Raw genomic sequence first — 20,948 nt, forward strand, 5'->3', positions numbered from 1 at the left:
ATGGCTTATGAAAAAATTTGGGCTAACAATCCCAAATTAAACAAAATGGAATTACAGAAACTTGAACAAGATGGTTTGAAAATATTTGATGATATAGCTTTTCATGCCAAGCATGGATTTGATTCGATACCGAGAGAAAAATGGGATCTTTTTAAATGGGCTGGTATGTACTTGCAAAAGCCTAAAGAAGCTGGATATTTTATGATGCGGGTTGTCATTCCATCAGGACTTGTAACAAACGAACAAGCTGTTGCAATGGCAATGATTGCTAAAGAATTTGGCCGTAGCTTGTATGACATTACGACCCGTCAATGTATACAATTTCATTGGCTTTCCATTGAAAATATACCAGAAATACATCGCCGCCTAGCCGAAGTAGGAATGACTACTGCGGGCGCTTGTGGTGATATTACAAGAAATATTGTTGGGAATCCATTGGCAGGAATCGATCCCAATGAATTATTCGATACAACCCCGATAGTTAAAGAGGTGTATGAATTTTTCCGTTTTAATGAGGATTTCTCTAATTTACCACGAAAATTCAAAATATCAATTAGTGCCAATATAAATAATGCTTCTAATTCAGAAATTAACTGTGTCGCTTTTGTACCAGCTGTGAAAGAAATAGATGGTGAAAAAGTGTCTGGATTTCATGTGAAAGTAGGGGGTGGACTATCTTCTGTACCGATGTTGGCACAAAAATTAGATGTCTTTGTTGTAAAGGAAAGAACAAAAGACGTTGCTGTGGCAATTACCACCATTTTTCGGGATTATGGTGATCGAGAAAAACGGCACCGCAATCGCTTGAAATTTTTAGTGGCTGATTGGGGTCTAGAAAAGTTTAAAGAAAAAATAATAGAGCTTACTGGACCGCTTCCAAGTATGGGTGAAGATGTAAAGGGAGAGTGGAATGCCGGTTATTTCTATGGAATCCATAAGCAAAAGCAAGAAGGATTAAATTATATCGGTATAAATATTCCAGTAGGTCGTATAAGTCCCGATGATGTGATTGAAATTGCAAGGGTGTCAAAAAAATATGGAAACGGTGAAATCCGCCATTGTAATTCACAAAATATCATCATTCCCAATGTACCTGATGAAAATGTAGATGCATTAATAAAGGAACCTATTTTTGAAAAGTTCCCAATTAACCCAAGTAATTTTATTGGCTATGCAGTTTCTTGTACAGGAAATGAATTATGTAATTTAGCTTTAGTTGAAACGAAGGGTTTATTGAAAAAAATTGCGCAATATTTAGATCAAGAAATCATACTTGATGTTCCCGTTCGAATTCATATGGTTGGCTGTCCGAATTCATGCGGGCAACGCCATATTGCTGATATCGGGTTACATGGAATTAAAATGAGAAACAAAGAGAAGCAAATGGTAGAAGCTTTTGAAATATATGTGGGTGGTACTCTTAATGATGGCGGAAAATTTAATGAAAAATTAAAAGGAAAAGTGGAAGCTGACCAATTGGCAGAAGTAGTAAAAGAGCTCATTTTATATTTTAAAGAAACTAGAAACATTGAAGAAACATTCTTGAATTATGTTAAACGGGTGGGCACTGCTGTATTAAATGAAAAATTAGCTGAAATATTAAATTTGAACGCTGAAGTGTAGAAACTTAGAAAGGTGGGAGGAAAATGAACTTATATCGATTAGAGATAACCATAAATGGACAACTGCTTCACGCGGTCGTAGCTGCAGAGGATGATGAAACAGCCTTTCACCTTGTTGATGTTGAACTTGAAAAACAGTTACTAAAAATAGCTGATGTACAAAATATTTCTTTATATGAAAGGAAAAAAATTCAAGAAGGGGCTGGTTTCGTTTTGTCTACATTCGAAACAGTCCTCTGATAAAAGGGGTGCAGGATTGTGGGAAAAGTATATTTAGTAGGAGCAGGCCCAGGTGACCCTGAACTAATTACTGTAAAAGGATTAAAATGCATTCAAGCAGCAGATGTGATTTTATATGATAGATTGGTTAATCAAGAGTTATTACGTTTTACTAAAGAAGGCGTTGAGATGCAATTTTGTGGGAAGTCACCGGAAGCCCATTTCCTGCAGCAGGAAACGATTAACCATTTCCTTGTAAAACACGCGAAAAAAGGGAAAATCGTTACTAGGCTTAAAGGGGGAGATCCCTTTGTCTTCGGACGTGGCGGCGAAGAAGCAGAATTTCTAGCCAGTCATGGCATTGATTTTGAAATTGTTCCAGGGATTACATCAGGCATAGCTGCACCAGCCTATGCTGGTATACCGGTAACACATCGCGAGTTTGGGTCATCTTTTGCTTTTGTCACGGGCCACCGTAAAAATGGTGAAATTGATAATACAAAATGGGAATCACTAGCAAAAGGAATCGACACATTAGCAATCTATATGGGGGTAAGTAATCTCTCTTATATTCAAGAAAAACTTTTATTCTATGGAAAAAGTCCGGAAACACCAGTTGCACTCATTCACTGGGGCACACTTAATAAACAGCGAACTGTTGTTGGAACGTTACAGACGATTGTTAATATCGTAAAAAATGAACATATAACGAATCCAAGTATGATTATCGTTGGTGAGGTAGTGCGCATGCGTCAAAAAATAAATTGGTTTGAAAAACTTCAGCTGGAACAGAATAGGCAGCTTAATTGAGCAAGGAGCATGGAGCATGAAGGCTATATTATATATTGGTCATGGTACTCGGTCAGAAAAGGGCGTTCAAGAGTTAAAAGCTTTTATCGAACAGGTAAAAAAACGCTGTAATCCACCTATTCAAGAGTTTTGTTTTCTTAAGCTAACAAAGCCGTCCATCTCATCTGGTTTCAAGAGGTGTGTGGAAAGGGGGGCAACAGAAATCACGATAGTACCGTTATTTCTATTGGCAGCCGGCCACATTAAAGAGGATATACCACGAATCCTATCCTCGCTGCGTGAGACATATCCTACTATTAAGGTGAATGTAAGAAATCCACTTGGAGTAAAGGATAAAATCCTAACTGTAATGGCTGATAACATTAGAAAAAATGTAATTGATCTGACAGGTAGTGATGGTATTCTCATCGTTGGAGTTGGAGGAAGTGACCCCGGTATCCCCTTTGCTTTCGAGGAAATCAAGACAGGGATCAAGAATCGTTTAGAAATTGAGAATATCACAGTTAGTTATTTAGCAGCTGCTAAGCCGAACTTGCAAGAAGGCTTGGAACTTATTTCAAACCAAGCTTCTAATCGCGTGATTGTTGTTCCTTATTTATTTTTTTATGGGGAGTTACTAAATATCGTTAATCAAAAGATTAACAAGTGGCAAAAACAAGGTCAACAAATTATAAGTTTAGATCCCTTATGCAAGTATTCAATCATTGAAGATATCGTTGTTCAGAGCACGGTAGAATAAAGCATGCAAACTTAAGTTTTTGCATGCTTTTTCGTGTTATAATAGAAAATGTTTTTGAAAGGAGAGAGAACAGTGGAACAAAACAATAAAATTCTACTTGTTGATGGCATGGCCTTATTATTTCGGGCATTTTATGCAACCGCAATGAGCGGTTATTTTATGATAAATAGTAAAGGAATCCCAACCAATGGTGTCCATGGCTTTGTGCGCCATATGCTGACGGCTGTTCATCATTTTGAGCCGAGCCATGTCGTTTGTTGTTGGGATATGGGTAGCAAGACATTTCGGACAGAGCTTTATCCAGAGTACAAAGGCAACCGTGGGGAGCCACCGATTGAGCTTATCCCGCAATTTGATTTGGTAAAAGAAGTTGTTGCCTCTTTTGATATTCCTAATATTGGTTTAAAAGGCTTTGAGGCCGATGATTGTATAGGGACATTGGCACAACAATATAAGAAAAAGCATAAAGTGATTATTCTTACAGGAGATCAAGATATTCTTCAGCTTGTTGATGAAGATATTAAGGTGGCTCTGCTAAGAAATGGCTACGGTAATTATGAAGTCTTTCAGCCGGAGTTATTGGTGGAAAGGAAAGGCATTAAACCAGGGCAGATGGTGGATTTAAAAGCATTAATGGGGGATAGCAGCGATAATTATCCAGGTGTCCGCGGAATAGGGGAAAAAACCGCCGTAAAACTTTTAAATCAGTTTGAAACAATTGAAGGCATTTTGGACAATTTAGATTCTCTTTCAAAGGGGCAACGTTCTAAAATTGAACAGGATTTAGAAATGCTTCATTTATCACGGAAGCTTGCTAAGATTCATTGTGAAGTGCCTGTTCATTGTTCTTTAGATGAGGCACTATTAGCCATTGATCGTGCCAAGGTTTTAGGAAAGTTCAAAGAACTGGAATTTAAAGGGCTCGAAAAACTAATAGGGTAGTACACAACAATGGTCTTCATCACAGGTATGAAGACCATTGTCTTTAAGGCTTCAAAATGACCTTAATACAACCATCCGTTTTTGTATCAAAAACTTCATATCCATGTTTAGCCTGATCTAAAGGAATAACATGGGTTACAATATCACTTGGGTCGACTTTTCCATCAGCTATTAAATTATAGAGGTGTGGCATATATGGGATGACCGGGGCTTGGCCTGTGCGTATATTGATGTTGCGTTCAAAGATATCGCCTAATGGGAAGCTGTTATACCTCATACCATAAACACCAGTAATCTGAATCGTGCCACATTTACGAACTGCCTGTGTAGCCGTTATAATCGCTCCCATTGAGCCGCCATGAAGTTTTAAACCGGTTGCCAGAAATTCAAGCGGTGTCATTTTTCCATCCATACCAACACAATCAATGACTACATCGGCACCACCTTCGGTTATATCTTTTAAATAACTCCCAATATTTTCTTCTCTTTCGAAATTGACAATCTCGACGTGGTTTGTTCTTTTTGCATGTTCTAGCCGGTAATCGATATAATCTACAGCGATTACTCTTTTCGCTCCTTTTAACCATGCAAATTTTTGAGCAAGTAGACCTACAGGGCCACAACCAAGAATAATAACGGTATCTCTTTCTTTCACTCCAGCGTTATCGACAGACCAATAAGCAGTTGCCATCGCATCGGAAATTAATACTAATTTCTCATCTTCAACTTCGCAATTTTCAGGAAGCTTAAAAGGAGTGAAATTTCCGTAAGGGACGCGCATATATTCGGCCTGACCGCCAGGAAATCCGCCTGTCGTTTCAGAATAGCCAAAGAATCCCCCCATATCCCCGTGTGGATTGGAGTTATCACATTGACTTGTAAGATCATGTTTACAATACCAGCATTCACCGCAACTAACATTAAAGGGGATGACTACACGGTCGCCTTTTTTTAAATTCGTAACTCCTTGGCCGACTTCTTCAACAATTCCCATTGGTTCATGGCCGATTATGTAGTTTTCATACGTATTGGGAATCATTCCATGGATTAAATGTAAATCAGACCCACAGATTGCTGAACTTGTGATCTTCACAATAATATCGTCTGCTTTATCAATTCTAGGATCCTGGACTTCTTTTACGGCAACATCCTTAATGCCTTGGTAGGTTACGGCCTTCATCGCTATTTACCTCCTTTATGGTTTATTTATACGGTGTTGCAAACGTCCCTAGCCTGTCAGTGTCATGAGGAAACAGCTCCATATTGCCGATTGTTAAGGCCATATCAGCTGATTTTAAATCTAATTCAATCTGCTTTTCCATATCATTTGGATAAAACCAGCCCTTTTGTAGCATTAATTCCGTTACTTCTCCGTGTAAATCAATAGCATCTTCCATTTGTTTATATAGGGTCGCTCTTAGCTCGGGGCTGGCTGTTTCCGTTAAAGTGACGGCATAATATCGGATTCCTGTTTTAATTGAAGTTAAAAAGTCCATTGCAAACGCAGAGTCAGCCATTTTTGGCATTCCTTCAGCATACTTAGGATCAAGATAATCCTGATTCATATCATTTCCATCCTTTCGGTTCAATATCATCATTATTTCTGTGAATTCGTATGCGCCTTCTCGTAATGAATTTTAAGCTCCTGAATTGCTTTTATTGATTGTTGGACATCCTTTTCCATAAGTTGTTTGAGTTCATTATCAAAGCATATACCCTGCATTAATTTGCTTTTCATTAAACAGCTTGTTTTAAAGTTCAGCATTTCATGGGTATCCATAGTTTCGTGGTATCCTAATAGCTCTTCTTCCATCATTAGTCCTCCTGCTTTTATACAAATTGAATTACAGTTAATTTGGCTTGATACGTAGTCTTTATACAAGGTCTTCTATCTTGATCAAATAACAAAAAATACCACTTGTTTAAGGAACAGCTTCGAGCAAACTGTAAATAAAAATTAAAAAGGGGTTTCATTTATGACTAGATATATGGGGTTGCATGAAACATTGGAAGTGCATGAGCTATTAGTTTTTAAAAATCTATGTTTAACAAAAGCCGTGGCAATGAGCGGGCTGGTTCAAGATCCAGGGTTGAAGGCTATTTTCGATGATGATGTGACAGCAGGGAGTCAATTTGTACAAAGGCTAAGGGAATTGATAACGGAAAGGGGAGATTAGGATGAATAACTTTTTGAAAAATCTAATGGGAATGGGTGGAATGACGGATCAGGTCATCGCTACTGACTTTTTAATGGCGGCAAAATCCGGTATAAAAAATCTTGCTTTTGCACTTACTGAAAGTTCAACGTCGACGGTTCGGGAAGAATTAAAAAAGCAGCTAAAACATGCAGTTGAAACCCATGAAAGAATTATAAATTATATGATTGAAAACGGAATGTATCATCCTTATGACCTAAGGGAGCAGCTACAAATGGATTTGAAAATTACTGATACTGCATTAAAATTAAGCCAGCAAACATAAGGGTTTGCTGGCTTTACCTAATTTTGGACCCCATTTGGTGTGCCATCTTCTTGGTCCGGTGATTTAATTAAGATCTCAACTCGGCGATTTGCTAAACGGCCTTCCGGCGTATCGTTCGATGCAACAGGTCTAAACTCTCCATAGCCTTTTGCACTAAACCATTTTGCATCTAAGTTTTTATTCTCCAATATAATTTTCATAAAGTTAACCGCCCGCATGACACTTAAGTGCCAATTGGAGTCAAATTGTGCGTTATGAATGGGGACATTGTCGGTATGTCCACTTATAATAACTTCCCTTGGGTGGTCCATCACAAGTAATTGCGAAATTTCTTTTGCAATCTTGTAATCTTCCGGTCTAACATTGGCTGTACCAGAATCAAACAAAATATCATTTCTTATAGTTAACATCAAACCTTCACTTGTTAAGGAGGTTATTACTTGGGCATTTAAAGACTTGGATTCGATATAGGAATCCATTTTTTCCTTTATTTCCAGCATCTCCTTTTTTTCTTGTTCAGCTTTTGCATTTTGATTGTTAGTGGCATTTTTATTGCTAAAACTTTCACTATCTATCTGTGGAAAGGGACTTGGATAATTCATCACGCCGCTTCCACCTTGAAAGGTGCTATTGAATGAACGTGCCATTTGTGAGAACTTACCGGCATCAATCGAACTCATCGCAAAGAGGACGATAAATAACGCTAATAATAAGGTGAGAAGATCCGAATACGGAACCAGCCATGTTTCGTCCGCATGCTCTTCCTCATGTTTTTTCTTTTTATTCCGTGGCATCTTCTTTTTCTCCCCTTTCTAGAAAGGCGAGTCTTTGTTGAATAGGTAGATAGGAAGCTAGTTTCTGTTGAATAATGCCTGGTGCTTGTCCTTCCTGAACAGATAGAACACCTTCAACAATTAATTGTTTAATTTGAACTTCCTGTTTTGACTTTCTTTTTAACTTGTTAGAAAATGGATGCCAAAGGACATAACCGGTAAAAATACCCAATAATGTTGCAACGAAGGCAGCTGCGATAGCATGTCCTAATGCTTCAATGTCCTTCATATTGCCAAGGGCAGCAATCAACCCAAGTACAGCTCCTAATACACCAAGTGTGGGCGCATACATCCCAGCCTGCGAAAAGATCGTTGCATTAGCTAGATGTCTTTCTTCCATAGCTTCAATTTCTTCCATCATAATATCACGAATGAATTCAGGGCTTTGACCATCAATGGCTAAATTCAGGCCATTTTTTAAAAAATGGTCATCAATCTCATTAATTTGTGCTTCCAATGAAAGCAAGCCTTCCTTGCGGGCAGTTGTTGCAAATTCAACAAACATTTTAATGTATTCTTCCTGAGTTTTTAATTTTTGCTCTGTAAAAAGGATTTTAAATAAGGCTGGTACTTTTTTAATTTCATTAGTAGGAAATGCTATTAAAACCGCGGCCGTTGTACCTGCTATGATAATTAAAATGGCAGCAGGGTTGATTAGAACGCTAGGATTTACACCTTTTAAAACCATTCCAACTCCAACCGCAACTACACCTAAGATGATTCCAAATAGTGAAGTTTTGTCCACAAATGTTCCTCCTTACTATGTATAGTGGCGTGACATAGGCTAAGTATTGTACTATTATATGTGTTAATCATAATTGTTAAAAAGACGTTTGAAAAGATTAATTTTCTGGTATTTTCAAATGTCTCCATTAAAAAACATCATAACAATATTCAGTAAGGAAAGGAAGATGTTTCATGCCATATGTCAATATTAAAATAACAAATGAAGGCGTTACGTCTGAACAGAAAAAACAGCTTATTGAAGGAGCTACTAATTTATTAAGAGATGTGTTAGGAAAAAACCCGCAAACAACAGTTGTTGTTATAGATGAAGTTGACACAGACAATTGGGGCATTGGGGGAGAACAAGTAACTATTCGCAGGCAAAGAGGCCAGTAAAATGGAAAAAAGAACCGATTACATGCGTTTGCATCAATCGGTTCTTTTTCTTTGTATCTATTAAATTACTTTGACCTTTACTGCGCACGCTTTAAATTCTGCAGTACCGGAAATTGGGTCAAATTCATTGATGGTAAGAATATTCGTAGGAACATCACTCCAATGGAAGCTCATAAATACCAAGCCAGGAACAACCTGCTCGGTTACTTTGGCCTTCACTTTTAAAGAGCCGCGTCGAGATTCAACTTCAACAACATCGCCGTCGTTGATCCCAAGTTTACGAGCGTCTTCAGGATGAATATCAACAGTTTCCTCTGTTTGTTTAATTTTTACGTTATCAGGATAATAACGTGTTTGCGTATGTGTATTATAAGATTCGTAGCGTCTACCAGTAGTGAGGGTGAGCGGATATTCCTCATCCGGCAGTTCAATTGGTGCCGTGTAGCCTACTGGAACAAACGGTGCTTTCCTATCAGTTCCAGCGTCCATATCATGTAAATGTTCATGCAGTACAAATGTTCCAGGATGGTCTTCTGATGGACATGGATAATGTAATGAATATTCTTTATCTAAACGACCATAGGACATGCCACCGTATTTTTCATGGGCAAGTGTCCGCAGTTCGTCCCAAATTTGTTCGCTAGTTTCATAGTTCATGTTATAACCCATTATTGCTGCAAGGTCACAAAGTATTTGCCAATCCTCTTTGACATTTGGATGGGACTCTACAGCTGTCCGTACCCTTTGGACGCGCCGATCGGTATTTGTATATGTCCCGTCAACCTCGCCCCAAGAACGGGCAGGAAGAACGACATCTGCCAATTGGGCAGTTTCTATAAGAAAGATATCTTGAACGACTAACAAATCTAGATTTGTTAGCAATTTTTTCGTATGTGACATATGAACATCTGCCATTAAAGGATTTTCACCAATGACATAAAGAGCTTTCACATCGCCTTTTTCCATTCGCTCAAGCGTACGTGTCTGTGTATCTCCTGCGACAGCTTCTATTTTTACATTCCAAGCATCTTCAAAACGTTTGCGGTACTCATCATTTGTAATCGGAAAACTGCCAGGAAGTTGATTTGGCAAGCATCCCATATCGCCAGCACCTTGGACGTTATTCTGTCCGCGTAGCGGCATAATGCCATTTCCTTTTTTTCCAATATGACCAGTAAGTAGGGCCATATTGGCAATGTCAAAGACATTATTTACACCACAATGATGCTCAGTGATCCCTAGAGTATAGGCTATCATGGCGTTAGGTGCTGTGGCATAAATTCGGGCGGTTTCCACGATTTTCTGAGGTGAAAGTCCAGTAATGTCAGCAGCAAATTCTGGTGTATAAATCTCCACCTGTTTTTGCAATTTATCAAGATCAAGTGTGACCCTGCTAACATACGTCTCATCATAAAGCTTTTCTTTTAAAATAACATGAATCATCGCGTTCATTAAGGCAATATCTGTACCTACATTGATTTGGAGATGGCTATGGGCTACCTTTACCATATCGATTTGGCGCGGGTCGATTACAATAATTTTTAAGCCATTTTTAGCAGCTTTTTTGATTCGGTTTGAAATAATTGGATGGGCTTCTGTCGTATTGGAGCCCATTAGTAATAAGACATCCGCTTCATCAAAATCTTCTAATGTACTTGTCGGAGAACCGTCACCAAACACAGTTGCCAGACCGGCAACGCTAGGAGCGTGTCAGGTGCGGTTGCAGCCATCGATATTATTACTGCCGACAACTGCTCTCATGAATTTTTGTGTGACATAATTGGATTCATTCGTCGTCCTGGCACAAGCAAACATTGAGATTGCATGTGGGCCAAATTGGTTTTTAATAGTTGTAAGCTTCTCTGCAATGATTTGCAATGCTTCTTCCCATGTTGCTTCTACAAACTTACCGGCTTTTTTGATAAGCGGTGTTTTTAATCTTTCATTTGCATGAACATATTTGTAGGCGAATGCCCCCTTGACACATGTTTGTCCTTTGTTGACTGGGGCATCTTTATCACCGCGTACTCTCAGGATTTGATTGTCCTTGACTTCAAGTATAAGGCCGCAACCTGTTCCGCAGTAGCCGCAAATCGTCCGAACTTGCTTTATTCCTTCCATGAGTTCCCCTCCTATCCTATTATATGTATTTTATCTTAACAGATTAGTGAAGTGTCTTGGTGTCTAATTATGGAATTTTTTAAGAACAAACAAGGAAGAATTTCAATTTAATAGAGTTCGTTTTAATATCGTAAAACTTAAAATATTTAGATAATATACTTTTTAAAGTTATTACTTTGTATATGTATGATTAAAAACACACCCTATTGGTGTTTTAAATCACACGCCTTGGATTTGAGAAATGCTATCATTTGAATTGTGAAAGGCGCGCCGATGAAATAGAAGATATGGAGTGAAAAAGATGGGAGAAAGAAAACTTAATACGTATGCGGCTTCTAAGCCAACTACGAAAAACGGCCTTTTAAAATCAATCTTAATTCTCACATTGCTTTTAACTTTTACCGTTTTATTAGTTGGAGGATATTCGATTTTTAAAGGAAATGCTCCAAGACCGACAGCTATTACAAGTCCAAACGGTGATGCGATTATAACAAAAGAGTCCATCATGGGTGGGCAGGCTGTATTCCAAAAGTATGCTTTAATGGATTATGGTACAGTCCTTGGTGACGGATCTTACATGGGACCGGATTATACAGCTGAAGCATTGAAGGTTTATACTGAAGGAATGCAGGATTTTAGAGCAAAAGAAAAATATGGTAAAGCATATAAAGAGTTGTCTCAAGACGATCAACAAGTAATCAAACAAAAGGTTATTACTGAAATTAAAGAAAACCGTTATGATGCAAAAACTGACACATTACCATTAACAGATGCACAAGTTTATGGTCTTGATCAAGTTAGAGCATATTACAAAGATGTATTTACAAATGGCGACGGTTGGGGCTTAAAGCCAGGCTTAATTAAAGAAGAGCATATGCCAGCAACTAACCGTGCATATGTTGCAGATGGAGACCAAATTACGCAACTATCTGATTTCTTCTTCTGGACAGCATGGTTATCAAGTACATTACGACCTAATGATGATATCACTTATACAAATAACTGGCCTTACTATCAAGATGCAGGAAATACAATGGGACTATCAGCAGTATGGTGGTCTGGTGCTAGTGTAACATTACTAATTTTAATGATGGGTGTTATTTTATTCTTATTCCATCGTTATCAACTAGATATGCATCCAGCATATACTGAAGGCAATTTCCCGAAAATTGATTTACGTAAACTACCAGTAACGAAATCACAAGTAAAAGCAGGAAAGTATTTCGCAGTTGTAGCTGTTCTATTCTTTATGCAATCAATGTTTGGTGCTTTACTTGCTCACTATTATATTGAGCCAGATAGTTTCTTTGGAATGAAGTGGATTCATGATATTTTACCATTCTCTATCACTAAAGGTTACCACTTACAATTGGCTGTGTTCTGGATTGCTACAGCATGGTTAGGAATGGGCTTATATGTTGCACCATTAGTAGGCGGACATGAGCCTAAGAAACAAGGATTATTAGTAGACATCCTATTCTGGGCACTAGTTGTACTCGTATTTGGTAGTATGATTGGTGAATGGTTAGGTGCTAATGGTAAATTAGGAAACCTTTGGTTCCTACTTGGAGACAATGGTTGGGAGTACCTAGAACTTGGCCGTATTTGGCAAATCGTTTTAATCGCAGGTATGGGCATTTGGTTGTTCATTGTATTTAGAGGTGTTAAATCTGGTTTAAAACGCGAAACTGATAAAGGTGGTTTAATTCACTTATTATTCTATTCTTCAATCGCCGTACCAGCATTCTATATCTTTGCGTTATTTATTAACCCAACATCACACTTTACAATGGCAGATTACTGGCGTTGGTGGATTATTCACTTATGGGTAGAAGGTATCTTTGAAGTATTCGCAGTTGTTGTTATCGGTTTCTTATTAGTACAACTTGGTTTAGTAACTAAAAATTCAACTGTAAAAGCTTTATATTTCCAAATTACATTGTTATTAGGCAGCGGTGTTATTGGTATTGGACACCACTTCTATTATCAAGGATCATCTGAAATTTGGATTGGTTTAGGTGCAGTATTCTCTGCATTAGAAGTAGTACCATTAACATTATTGATTTTAGAAGCTTATTCACATTATAAGATGATAAAAGATGGCGGTATTGACTTCCCTTACAAGTCAACTTTCTGGTTCTTGATTTCTGTAGGTATTTGGAACTTAGTTGGTGCAGGGGTATTAGGATTCCTAATCAACTTACCAGCGGTTGCATACTTTGAACATGGTCAATTCTTAACACCAGCACATGGTCATGGATCTATGATGGGTGTTTATGGATTCTTTGCAATTGCCGTTCTTGTATTCTGTTTAAGAAGCATTGTAAAACCTGAAAAATGGAACGACAAAATCATTAAAATTTCTTGCTGGTTAATGAACATCGGCTTAGCAGGTATGATTGCAGTTGCATTACTTCCTGTTGGTTGGTTACAATTGAAAGAAGCATTTATTAAAGGCTACTGGGTTTCTCGTTCACCTGAGTTTTTACAACAAGATATCGTTGTGAATTTACTTACAATTCGTGCAATCCCAGATACAATTTTCTTAATTGGTGTATTGTTAATTACGTATGTGGCTGTTAAATCAATTTTCAACTTACGTAAGCCTACTCATAAAGAAGGGGAAGCTTTACCTGTAAAAGATTTAGCAGTTGATGAAGACTAATTTAATTTGACTTTACTTTAGGAGGAAACAACAATGACTGAATTTGCAGCAAAAGTAAACGCACCTGATTATCCACCAAGAGAAAAGCATCCTGTAATTTTCAAAGCATTCGATGGTTTACAATCAGGCGAATTTATGGAATTAACAAACGATCATGATCCACGCCCATTACAATATCAGTTCATGATGGAAAGACCTGACCAATTTACTTGGGAATACCTTGAAGAGGGTCCAGAAGTTTGGCGCGTAGCAATTGGTAAAAAATAATGTTATTTTAAGAAGAGGCTGGCATCTAGGTATGCCAGCCTCTTTTATATAGGAGGCATGGAGCAAGAGGACGGTTCTCTTGTTCCGTTTAAGAATGATTTATAAATTTGGTAAGGAGGATTCCATGAAAGGATGGCTAATTAGTAATGCAGCGTTTATATTGCTCGTAATTTTCTGGAGTTTTTGGCATCGGGATTATTCATCGCCCATTATTGTCGTTGGAAAAACCTTTGCAGTTATAGCGGTGATACTATTTTTGATTAATCTCAATATGTATTTTATTTTTTTAATTATCCGTAAAAGCAAGGCGAAGGGAGTCAAGAAGACGTTAGCGCTGTTTTCACGCAGAATGATGAAATTGCATGTTCCAATCGCAATCACAGGGGTAGCGCTCATATTGATTCATGCCTTTATTATGATTTCTTTTCATCCACTTGAGCTAATTGATGTAAAAAAAATAAGTGGAATATTAGCATTGACGGTGCTAGCGGTACATTTATTCAGTGGCTGGCTGCGAAGAAAAAAGGCATCAGGTTTTAGAAGATTGTTTCACCTGAGAATGGCGTTTATTTTTCTTTTTTTCTTTCTCATCCATATTTTTATGTAAAAAAGGAAGCAGAAAACCTCTGCTTCCTTTTTTTATGGAAAATAAATATACAATATATTTTTTCCATTTTTTAATTCGAAATAATTTTTGAAAAATTCTTTGGAGCGTTCAAATGTTTTATATTTTGATAAATCTATCTTTTCCTTAATTTTTTCATCACTTAAGAATTGTATTTCAAGGTCTGTCACGATAATCGTTTGAAAATCCAGTCCGTCCCTTTGCACTAGTTCACCGTCATCGTAATAATTTAAAACTGCTTGCCGATTTTTGTACTCACTTAAATTATTTTTTATCGTGTTTATTTCAGTTTCCATACTCTTAAAACGTACCCCCCGCAACCACACTGGTCGATAAATTTTGTTTTTATTGTATCGCCGAATTTCTCTTTTAAGAGTGGTGCAAAATATTCATCTGGGTTTCTAAAGTTACCTGAAGTAACTAAGTTCACAAAATACCCCGGTGCTGTCTGTTCAACCGCTTTTAATCCATCTTCAATAATAAGGTCGATATCGGATTCATATTCATTATGCTCTAAATCCATTGACCAATCTTTATTTATCATTTCCATTTTTTTCACCCCTTGTACAACTTTAATTTTATCGCTGAAAGAATCTTTATAAAGTGAGTCTTATCACTTTTTTCTCTAAAAATAACTTCTTTATACGTATAATTTCGTTTAGTTGGAAACACTATGACTATTGTCTAAAAATTGCCAAGTATAGAGGCGACAAAATGACTTTTAGAAAGGAGTATAGTGATGAAGAAAAAAATTCCTCCGTTACTCAAGAAAATGACGTTTTTTGGCAGGACAACTGATATTACGAATCACAGTACATTGTCACATGCTGATCGTGAATCAGAAAAATATTATCGAAGACGTTGGCAACATGATAAAGTTGTGCGCACTACCCATGGGGTCAACTGTACGGGCTCGTGCAGTTGGAAAGTCCATGTAAAGGAAGGCATTATTACCTGGGAAACTCAGCAAACCGATTATCCGACTACAGGACCGAATATGCCTGAATATGAGCCAAGGGGATGTCCACGTGGGGCTACCTTCTCATGGTATACCTATAGTCCGCTAAGGGTTCGTTTCCCTTATATAAGAAGTGCTTTATTAAAAATATGGAAGGAAGCTTTGCAGAAAACAGGAGACCCTGTAGAGGCTTGGAAAGTCATTTCTGAAAATCCCGATGCAAAGAAAGCGTATAAATCTGCGCGCGGAAAAGGTGGATTTGTCCGGGCTGCATGGGATGAAATTAATACAATGATTGCCTCACAATTAATTTATACACTGAAAGAATACGGCCCTGACCGAATTTTTGGGTTTTCTCCAATTCCAGCCATGTCCATGGTCAGCTATGCCTCTGGCGCCCGCTTTTTAAATTTAATCGGCGCTCCGCTGATTAGCTTTTACGACTGGTATGCGGACCTCCCTGCAGCCTCCCCGCAAATATGGGGAGAGCAGACGGATGTACCCGAAAGTTCTGATTGGTATAACTCGAGCTATATCATTGCTTGGGGCTCCAATATTCCACAAACAAGAACACCTGATGCTCATTTTTATGCGGAGGCCCGCTATAATGGCACGAAAGTTGTTGCTGTTAGTCCGGACTATGCAATTTTTGTTAAGTTCGCCGATAACTGGCTTGCTGTTAATCCTGGGACAGATGCAGCACTTGCCATGGCGATGACCCATGTGGTCTTAAAAGAATTTTATGTAGACCAACAGACCCCTTATTTCGAGGATTATGTAAAACAATTCACAGATTTACCGTTTTTAGTGAAACTCAAAAAACGAGGCGAACATTATGTAGCTGACCGTTTCTTACGAGCGTCTGACATGGGAATGAATGTCACCAATGCAGAATGGAAAACGATTATTTTTGATAAAAATTCAAATCAATTTGCTGCTCCACATGGTTCCATCGGCCACCGTTGGGCGGAAGATGGAAATTGGAATTTACACTTGAAGGACACCGATAATAAATTAGATGGCCTTGATCCAGCCTTAACATTGCTGGGCATGGAGGATCAATCAGTCATCTGCCAATTCCCTTACTTTAGTGAAGATGAAAGATATATTATCGACCGTGGTGTTCCTGTTAAAGCCATTGTACAAAACGGAGAAACGTTTTATGTTACAACCGTGCTTGATTTAATGTTGGCGCAGGCTGGCGTTCATCGTGGAACCCTGCCTGGTGATTATCCGAAGGATTATGATGACCCAAAACCATTTACGCCGGCATGGCAAGAAGGAATTACGAATGTGGATCGGAAAGTAGCGGCGCAAATTGCTAGAGAGTTTGCACAAAATGCTGTTGATAGTAAAGGACGTTCCATGATCATTATGGGGTCAGGAATTAATCATTGGTTTCATTCAGACGTTATATACCGCACCATTATAAATCTGGTCTTACTTACAGGTTGTGAAGGTGTCAACGGCGGCGGTTGGGCCCATTATGTTGGACAAGAAAAAGTTCGCCCCCTTGAAGGCTGGCAAACAATTGCTATGGCAAGAGATTGGGGTGGACCACCGCGTTTACAGAATGGAACCTCATTCTTCTATTTTGTTACGGAGCAGTGGCGTTATGACGAGCAAAAAGCGGAAAACTTAATTTCACCGTTGGTGGATAAACCAAGATACAGTCATATGGGTGACTATAATGTGATGGCGGCCCGTCTTGGCTGGCTGCCGTCTTATCCGCAATTTAATAAGAATTCTTTAACATTATATGATGAATCACAAGCAACGAATAATGATGATGCTGTGAAGTATGTCGTTGAACAAATCAAAAACGATAAAATGAAATTTGCGATTGAGGAACCTGGAGATCCAGTTAATTTTCCCAAATCCTTATTTATATGGCGAGCCAATTTAATTGGAAGCTCTGCCAAAGGTCATGAATATTTTTTAAAACACTTACTTGGGACACACTCATATATTTTAGGAAGCCAAGAAGAAACTGATAAACCGGAAGAAATTAAAGCACCTGCTGAAGCCCCTGAAGGTAAATTGGATTTAATGATAACATTGGATTTTCGGATGTCCGGATCGGCCTTATATTCAGATATCGTATTACCAGCTGCTACATGGTACGAGAAGTATGATGTTAGCTCTACTGATATGCATCCGTTTATTCATCCTTTTAATCCAGCGATTGCAGCACCTTGGGAAAGCAGACCGGATTGGGATATATTTAAAAAATTAGCAAAAACATTTCAGGAGCTTGCTAAAAAGCATTTTCCAAATCCAGTAAAAGACATTGTGGCAACGGCACTTTTACATGATTCACGAGATGAAACGTCGCAGGCCTTGGGATTAGTACCAGACTGGAAAAAGAATGGCGGTGAACCAGTTCCAGGTGAAAATTTCCCGAGAATTCATGTTGTTGAGCGAGACTTAACAAAAGTGTATGAAAAATATATTTCCTTAGGTACCAATGTTCGCGAATCAATCGGAGCTAAAGGGCTGGCATGGGATGCAAAGGAAGAATATGACGAATTAAAAGATATTTTAGGTGTATCAAAAAGTAAGGAATACCATGACTGCCCGGATCTTTCGTTTGACCGCCATGCAGCGGAAACAATCTTAACGCTTTCTAGTACAACAAATGGGTCATTAGCGATGAAAGCATGGGATGCGCTGGAAAGAAAAACTGGACAGAAGTTAAAAGATTTAGCAGAGGAACGTGCTGAAGAGCACATGTCATTTGATGAGATCACAGCACAGCCGCGGAAGGTTATCTCCTCACCTGTTTTTAGTGGTACAGAAACTGGAAATCGACGTTATAGTCCGTTTACTACAAATGTGGAGCGACTGATACCGTTTCGCACACTAACGGGGAGGCAGCATTTTTACCTTGATCATGAAATGATGATTGAGTTTGGCGAAGAATTGCCTACCTTTAAAGCGCCGCTCCGTAAGGCAGCTTTTTATACCAAAGATGGACGACCTGATCCAAAAGGAAAGGAAATTGAATTGCGTTATTTAACACCGCATTTTAAATGGTCTTTCCATAGCACCTATCAAGATACATTACATATGTTGACGTTGTTCCGTGGAGGACCATGTGTATGGATGAATCTTGAGGACGCAAAATCAGTTGGAATTAACGATAATGACTGGCTTGAAATGTACAATCGCAACGGTGTTGTTGCGGCACGGGCAGTTGTAACACATCGGCTGCCGAGAGGAATGGCGATAATGTACCATGTTCAGGATCGGTTGATTAATGTTCCAGGGACAACAATCACAAATGACCGCGGCGGTACCTTTAATAGCCCTACAAGAATTTATGTGAAGCCGACGCAAATGATTGGCGGTTATGCACAACTTAGCTTTGGATTTAATTATTATGGTCCAACGGGCACGCAAAGGGATGAGAAGGTGATTATCCGGAAACTAGAACGTGATGAGGTGGATTGGCTTGAAGATTAAAGCGCAATTTGGCATGGTCATGAATTTAGATAAATGTATTGGTTGTCATACATGTAGCGTAACATGTAAAAATACGTGGACAAACCGTCAGGGTGCGGAGTATATGTGGTGGAATAATGTTGAAACAAAACCTGGGATTGGTTACCCAAAGGAGTGGGAAAACCAAGATAAACATAAAGGTGGCTGGGAATTAAAAAGTGGTCGCATTGAGTTGAAAGCGGGCGGGCGCGTTAGCAAGCTGCTCAATATTTTTTATAATCCTAACCTTACGAAATTGGATGATTACTATGAGCCGTGGACGTATGAATATGAACATTTAATTAAAAGTCCTGAGAAAAAACATCAGCCTGTTGCTCGGCCAAAGTCACAGCTTACCGGTGAATATATGGACATCAAATGGGGCCCAAATTGGGAGGATGATTTGGCAGGCGTTTATCAAACTGGTAAAAAGGATTACAACCTGAATGGTGTGGATGAATCAATTATTCAAGAGTTTGAACAAGCGTTTATGATGTATTTGCCAAGGATTTGTGAGCATTGCATGAACCCATCATGCCTTGCTTCTTGTCCATCCGGCGCTATTTACAAGCGGGATGAAGATGGCATTGTTTTAGTTGATCAGGATGCTTGTCGAAGCTGGCGTTTCTGCATGTCAGGCTGCCCATACAAAAAAGTTTATTTTAATTGGAAAACGAATAAAGCAGATAAATGTACTTTTTGTTTTCCACGCATTGAAAATGGACAGCCGACTGTTTGTTCAGAAACCTGTGTGGGTAGACTTCGTTATATTGGTATAGTGCTGTACGATGCGGATGAGGTCGAAATAGCAGCGTCTGCGAATGATCCAAGAGACTTATATGAAGCACAGTTAAAGCTATTTCTTGACCCACATGATCCAGATGTTATTAAACAGGCAAAAGTTGACGGTATTCCTCAGGATTGGATTGAAGCAGCTCAGGAATCACCAGTTTATAAGCTGGCTGTTCAGCATAAGGTGGCTTTACCATTACATCCGGAGTATCGAACATTGCCAATGGTTTGGTATATCCCGCCGCTTAGTCCGATTACAAATGCATTTGCCGGTCAAATCGATGATTTAAGTCCAAATGTTATTTTTCCGACGATTAAACAATTTAGAATTCCAATTCAATATCTTGCTAATTTAATGTCGGCCGGTGATACAAAAGTGATTGAATATGTTTTGAAAAAGCTGGTTGCGATGAGAAGTTATATGAGAAGTATGAATCTTGATAAGGATTTTGATAAAACAATTTTAGAAGATGCCGGTCTTACTGAAAAAAGCGCCATCGAATTGTATGAGCTATCAGCGATTGCCAAGTATGACGATCGCTATGTAATTCCGAAATCCCATCGTGAAGAAGCAGGGAATATGTATCAGGGTCAAGGCTCAACAGGATATGAATTCATGGAAGGCTGTACAGGCTGTAGTCTTGGAACTGAAAACTATGATGACCTTTACGCGTTCAGTGAAGAGTATTGGAGTGATTTAGGTGGAACAGCAATGGATGGAAGAGTGTAGATATACGTTTAAATTATGTTCTTTATTTTTGCAATATCCCAATCGGGAGTGGGCCCGTAATAAAGAATTAGAAGAATGCATTAGCATAATCGAAAATAAAGGAATAAGGTTTTGCTTTGAACAGTTTTTTGCTTATATAAACCGGACACCTTATAGAGAATTAACTGAAAGCTATGTTAGGTGGTTTGATTTTAGCGAACGAACAACACTTTATTTAACGCATGGCAAGTTTGGGGATAATCGTGAACGTGGTCTTGCTTTTGTAAAACTGAAAATGGAATTTGCCAAAGCCGGATTTTACATTGAAAATGATGAACTACCAGATTATTTGCCGCTTATATTGGAATTTGCAGCAGAAGCTGAGGTTGTACCTGTGCAAAAGATGTTTTTAATTCACAAAAAACCAATCGATGAGCTTTTATCGGAGTTAGAAAAGGATGATAATCCGTATGGTTATTTGCTGAAAGCTTGTGTCACTGCCATGGCAGCATATTTACCGTCGCAAGTTACAACGATTAACCATAACGCGGTGTAATATT

The 20,948-nt window shown here is 38.5% G+C and carries 22 protein-coding genes; 14 read left to right on the plus strand and 8 right to left on the minus strand.

Annotation, left to right across the window (positions count from 1 at the left end; genetic code table 11):
• The 5 genes from ACNQFZ_RS18660 (at position 1) to ACNQFZ_RS18680 (ending at position 4,332) form a co-directional block, all read left to right on the plus strand.
• On the plus strand, positions 1-1,623 hold the full coding sequence (locus ACNQFZ_RS18660; RefSeq protein WP_458412808.1) for a nitrite/sulfite reductase: 1,623 nt from the start codon (positions 1-3) through the stop codon (positions 1,621-1,623).
• 23 nt (positions 1,624-1,646) lie between these two features.
• Positions 1,647-1,862 carry a DUF3906 family protein gene (locus ACNQFZ_RS18665; RefSeq protein ID WP_458412809.1) on the plus strand — a complete coding sequence of 72 codons (216 nt, stop codon included), beginning with the start codon at positions 1,647-1,649 and terminating at the stop codon, positions 1,860-1,862.
• Between the two features lie 18 nt (positions 1,863-1,880).
• Entirely contained in the window at positions 1,881-2,651 is a 771-nt protein-coding gene (cobA, locus tag ACNQFZ_RS18670; RefSeq protein WP_458412810.1) for a uroporphyrinogen-III C-methyltransferase, read from the plus strand.
• A 16-nt stretch (positions 2,652-2,667) separates the two neighbouring features.
• Positions 2,668-3,390: a sirohydrochlorin chelatase gene (locus tag ACNQFZ_RS18675; RefSeq protein ID WP_458412811.1), complete on the plus strand. Its 723-nt coding sequence runs from the start codon at positions 2,668-2,670 to the stop codon at positions 3,388-3,390.
• A 72-nt stretch (positions 3,391-3,462) separates the two neighbouring features.
• On the plus strand, positions 3,463-4,332 hold the full coding sequence (locus ACNQFZ_RS18680) for a 5'-3' exonuclease (protein WP_458412812.1): 870 nt from the start codon (positions 3,463-3,465) through the stop codon (positions 4,330-4,332).
• A 43-nt stretch (positions 4,333-4,375) separates the two neighbouring features.
• Here ACNQFZ_RS18680 and ACNQFZ_RS18685 read toward each other — a convergent pair whose 3' ends face one another.
• Genes ACNQFZ_RS18685 through ACNQFZ_RS18695 form a run of 3 tightly spaced genes read right to left on the minus strand, consistent with a single transcriptional unit; the run spans position 4,376 to position 6,145 of the window.
• Complete coding sequence (locus ACNQFZ_RS18685; protein WP_458412813.1) at positions 4,376-5,512, minus strand: zinc-dependent alcohol dehydrogenase; 1,137 nt, start codon at positions 5,510-5,512, stop codon at positions 4,376-4,378.
• Between the two features lie 22 nt (positions 5,513-5,534).
• Positions 5,535-5,897, minus strand: coding sequence for a spore coat protein (locus ACNQFZ_RS18690; RefSeq protein ID WP_458412814.1), 363 nt, complete (start codon positions 5,895-5,897; stop codon positions 5,535-5,537).
• A gap of 32 nt (positions 5,898-5,929) precedes the next feature.
• Positions 5,930-6,145, minus strand: coding sequence for a spore coat protein (locus tag ACNQFZ_RS18695; RefSeq protein ID WP_458415446.1), 216 nt, complete (start codon positions 6,143-6,145; stop codon positions 5,930-5,932).
• Positions 6,146-6,308: 163 nt separating this feature from the next.
• Between ACNQFZ_RS18695 and ACNQFZ_RS18700 the strand changes: the two genes are divergently transcribed.
• Both ACNQFZ_RS18700 and ACNQFZ_RS18705 read left to right on the plus strand, forming a co-directional pair.
• On the plus strand, positions 6,309-6,509 hold the full coding sequence (locus tag ACNQFZ_RS18700; protein ID WP_458412815.1) for a hypothetical protein: 201 nt from the start codon (positions 6,309-6,311) through the stop codon (positions 6,507-6,509).
• Position 6,510: 1 nt separating this feature from the next.
• On the plus strand, positions 6,511-6,813 hold the full coding sequence (locus tag ACNQFZ_RS18705) for a spore coat protein (RefSeq protein ID WP_458412816.1): 303 nt from the start codon (positions 6,511-6,513) through the stop codon (positions 6,811-6,813).
• A 17-nt stretch (positions 6,814-6,830) separates the two neighbouring features.
• On the opposite strand, the gene motB is transcribed toward ACNQFZ_RS18705, so the two are convergent.
• Both motB and motA read right to left on the minus strand, forming a co-directional pair.
• Positions 6,831-7,607: a flagellar motor protein MotB gene (gene motB / locus ACNQFZ_RS18710; RefSeq protein WP_458412817.1), complete on the minus strand. Its 777-nt coding sequence runs from the start codon at positions 7,605-7,607 to the stop codon at positions 6,831-6,833.
• On the minus strand, positions 7,594-8,391 hold the full coding sequence (gene motA / locus ACNQFZ_RS18715; protein ID WP_458412818.1) for a flagellar motor stator protein MotA: 798 nt from the start codon (positions 8,389-8,391) through the stop codon (positions 7,594-7,596). The genes motB and motA overlap by 14 nt, the downstream gene beginning before the upstream one ends.
• Positions 8,392-8,564: 173 nt before the next feature.
• On the opposite strand from motA, the gene ACNQFZ_RS18720 reads away from it, so the two are divergent.
• Positions 8,565-8,768 carry a 2-hydroxymuconate tautomerase family protein gene (locus tag ACNQFZ_RS18720; RefSeq protein WP_458412819.1) on the plus strand — a complete coding sequence of 68 codons (204 nt, stop codon included), beginning with the start codon at positions 8,565-8,567 and terminating at the stop codon, positions 8,766-8,768.
• Between the two features lie 60 nt (positions 8,769-8,828).
• Here ACNQFZ_RS18720 and fdhF read toward each other — a convergent pair whose 3' ends face one another.
• On the minus strand, positions 8,829-10,889 hold the full coding sequence (gene fdhF / locus ACNQFZ_RS18725; protein ID WP_458412820.1) for a formate dehydrogenase subunit alpha: 2,061 nt from the start codon (positions 10,887-10,889) through the stop codon (positions 8,829-8,831).
• Positions 10,890-11,190: 301 nt separating this feature from the next.
• On the opposite strand from fdhF, the gene ACNQFZ_RS18730 reads away from it, so the two are divergent.
• From ACNQFZ_RS18730 to ACNQFZ_RS18740, 3 genes are all read left to right on the plus strand, one after another.
• The gene (locus ACNQFZ_RS18730) at positions 11,191-13,554 is read left to right on the plus strand and encodes a nitric-oxide reductase large subunit (RefSeq protein ID WP_458412821.1); all 2,364 of its coding nucleotides are present in this window, start codon (positions 11,191-11,193) and stop codon (positions 13,552-13,554) included.
• A gap of 33 nt (positions 13,555-13,587) precedes the next feature.
• Positions 13,588-13,821, plus strand: coding sequence for a DUF2249 domain-containing protein (locus ACNQFZ_RS18735; protein ID WP_458412822.1), 234 nt, complete (start codon positions 13,588-13,590; stop codon positions 13,819-13,821).
• Positions 13,822-13,945: 124 nt separating this feature from the next.
• Complete coding sequence (locus ACNQFZ_RS18740; protein ID WP_458412823.1) at positions 13,946-14,428, plus strand: hypothetical protein; 483 nt, start codon at positions 13,946-13,948, stop codon at positions 14,426-14,428.
• A gap of 32 nt (positions 14,429-14,460) precedes the next feature.
• Here ACNQFZ_RS18740 and ACNQFZ_RS18745 read toward each other — a convergent pair whose 3' ends face one another.
• Positions 14,461-14,742 carry a hypothetical protein gene (locus ACNQFZ_RS18745; RefSeq protein ID WP_458412824.1) on the minus strand — a complete coding sequence of 94 codons (282 nt, stop codon included), beginning with the start codon at positions 14,740-14,742 and terminating at the stop codon, positions 14,461-14,463.
• The gene (locus ACNQFZ_RS18750) at positions 14,727-14,996 is read right to left on the minus strand and encodes a CGCGG family putative rSAM-modified RiPP protein (RefSeq protein ID WP_458412825.1); all 270 of its coding nucleotides are present in this window, start codon (positions 14,994-14,996) and stop codon (positions 14,727-14,729) included. The genes ACNQFZ_RS18745 and ACNQFZ_RS18750 overlap by 16 nt, the downstream gene beginning before the upstream one ends.
• A gap of 189 nt (positions 14,997-15,185) precedes the next feature.
• Here ACNQFZ_RS18750 and ACNQFZ_RS18755 point away from each other — a divergent pair, with 189 nt between their 5' ends.
• The 3 genes from ACNQFZ_RS18755 to narJ are packed head-to-tail and all read left to right on the plus strand — an operon-like array spanning position 15,186 to position 20,944.
• The gene (locus ACNQFZ_RS18755; protein ID WP_458412826.1) at positions 15,186-18,869 is read left to right on the plus strand and encodes a nitrate reductase subunit alpha; all 3,684 of its coding nucleotides are present in this window, start codon (positions 15,186-15,188) and stop codon (positions 18,867-18,869) included.
• A complete protein-coding gene (narH, locus tag ACNQFZ_RS18760) occupies positions 18,859-20,409 on the plus strand; it encodes a nitrate reductase subunit beta (protein ID WP_458412827.1) in 1,551 nt (516 codons plus the stop codon). The genes ACNQFZ_RS18755 and narH overlap by 11 nt, the downstream gene beginning before the upstream one ends.
• Positions 20,381-20,944: a nitrate reductase molybdenum cofactor assembly chaperone gene (gene narJ / locus ACNQFZ_RS18765; RefSeq protein ID WP_458412828.1), complete on the plus strand. Its 564-nt coding sequence runs from the start codon at positions 20,381-20,383 to the stop codon at positions 20,942-20,944. Before narH ends, narJ begins: the two co-directional genes overlap by 29 nt.
• The last annotated feature ends 4 nt before the right edge of the window (positions 20,945-20,948 follow it).

The organism is Schinkia acidoalkalinis (assembly GCF_054301215.1).

What these genes read in the sequence shown, in the direction of transcription:
- ACNQFZ_RS18660 (WP_458412808.1), top strand. Translation starts at nt 1, where the DNA reads ATGGCTTATGAAAAAATTTGGGCTAACAATCCCAAATTAAACAAAATG.
- ACNQFZ_RS18665 (WP_458412809.1), top strand. Translation starts at nt 1,647, where the DNA reads ATGAACTTATATCGATTAGAGATAACCATAAATGGACAACTGCTTCAC.
- ACNQFZ_RS18675 (WP_458412811.1), top strand. Translation starts at nt 2,668, where the DNA reads ATGAAGGCTATATTATATATTGGTCATGGTACTCGGTCAGAAAAGGGC.
- ACNQFZ_RS18685 (WP_458412813.1), bottom strand. Translation starts at nt 5,512, where the DNA reads ATGAAGGCCGTAACCTACCAAGGCATTAAGGATGTTGCCGTAAAAGAA.
- ACNQFZ_RS18690 (WP_458412814.1), bottom strand. Translation starts at nt 5,897, where the DNA reads ATGAATCAGGATTATCTTGATCCTAAGTATGCTGAAGGAATGCCAAAA.
- ACNQFZ_RS18695 (WP_458415446.1), bottom strand. Translation starts at nt 6,145, where the DNA reads ATGGAAGAAGAGCTATTAGGATACCACGAAACTATGGATACCCATGAA.
- ACNQFZ_RS18700 (WP_458412815.1), top strand. Translation starts at nt 6,309, where the DNA reads ATGACTAGATATATGGGGTTGCATGAAACATTGGAAGTGCATGAGCTA.
- ACNQFZ_RS18705 (WP_458412816.1), top strand. Translation starts at nt 6,511, where the DNA reads ATGAATAACTTTTTGAAAAATCTAATGGGAATGGGTGGAATGACGGAT.
- motB (WP_458412817.1), bottom strand. Translation starts at nt 7,607, where the DNA reads ATGCCACGGAATAAAAAGAAAAAACATGAGGAAGAGCATGCGGACGAA.
- ACNQFZ_RS18720 (WP_458412819.1), top strand. Translation starts at nt 8,565, where the DNA reads ATGCCATATGTCAATATTAAAATAACAAATGAAGGCGTTACGTCTGAA.
- ACNQFZ_RS18730 (WP_458412821.1), top strand. Translation starts at nt 11,191, where the DNA reads ATGGGAGAAAGAAAACTTAATACGTATGCGGCTTCTAAGCCAACTACG.
- ACNQFZ_RS18735 (WP_458412822.1), top strand. Translation starts at nt 13,588, where the DNA reads ATGACTGAATTTGCAGCAAAAGTAAACGCACCTGATTATCCACCAAGA.
- ACNQFZ_RS18740 (WP_458412823.1), top strand. Translation starts at nt 13,946, where the DNA reads ATGAAAGGATGGCTAATTAGTAATGCAGCGTTTATATTGCTCGTAATT.
- ACNQFZ_RS18745 (WP_458412824.1), bottom strand. Translation starts at nt 14,742, where the DNA reads ATGGAAACTGAAATAAACACGATAAAAAATAATTTAAGTGAGTACAAA.
- ACNQFZ_RS18750 (WP_458412825.1), bottom strand. Translation starts at nt 14,996, where the DNA reads ATGGAAATGATAAATAAAGATTGGTCAATGGATTTAGAGCATAATGAA.
- ACNQFZ_RS18755 (WP_458412826.1), top strand. Translation starts at nt 15,186, where the DNA reads ATGAAGAAAAAAATTCCTCCGTTACTCAAGAAAATGACGTTTTTTGGC.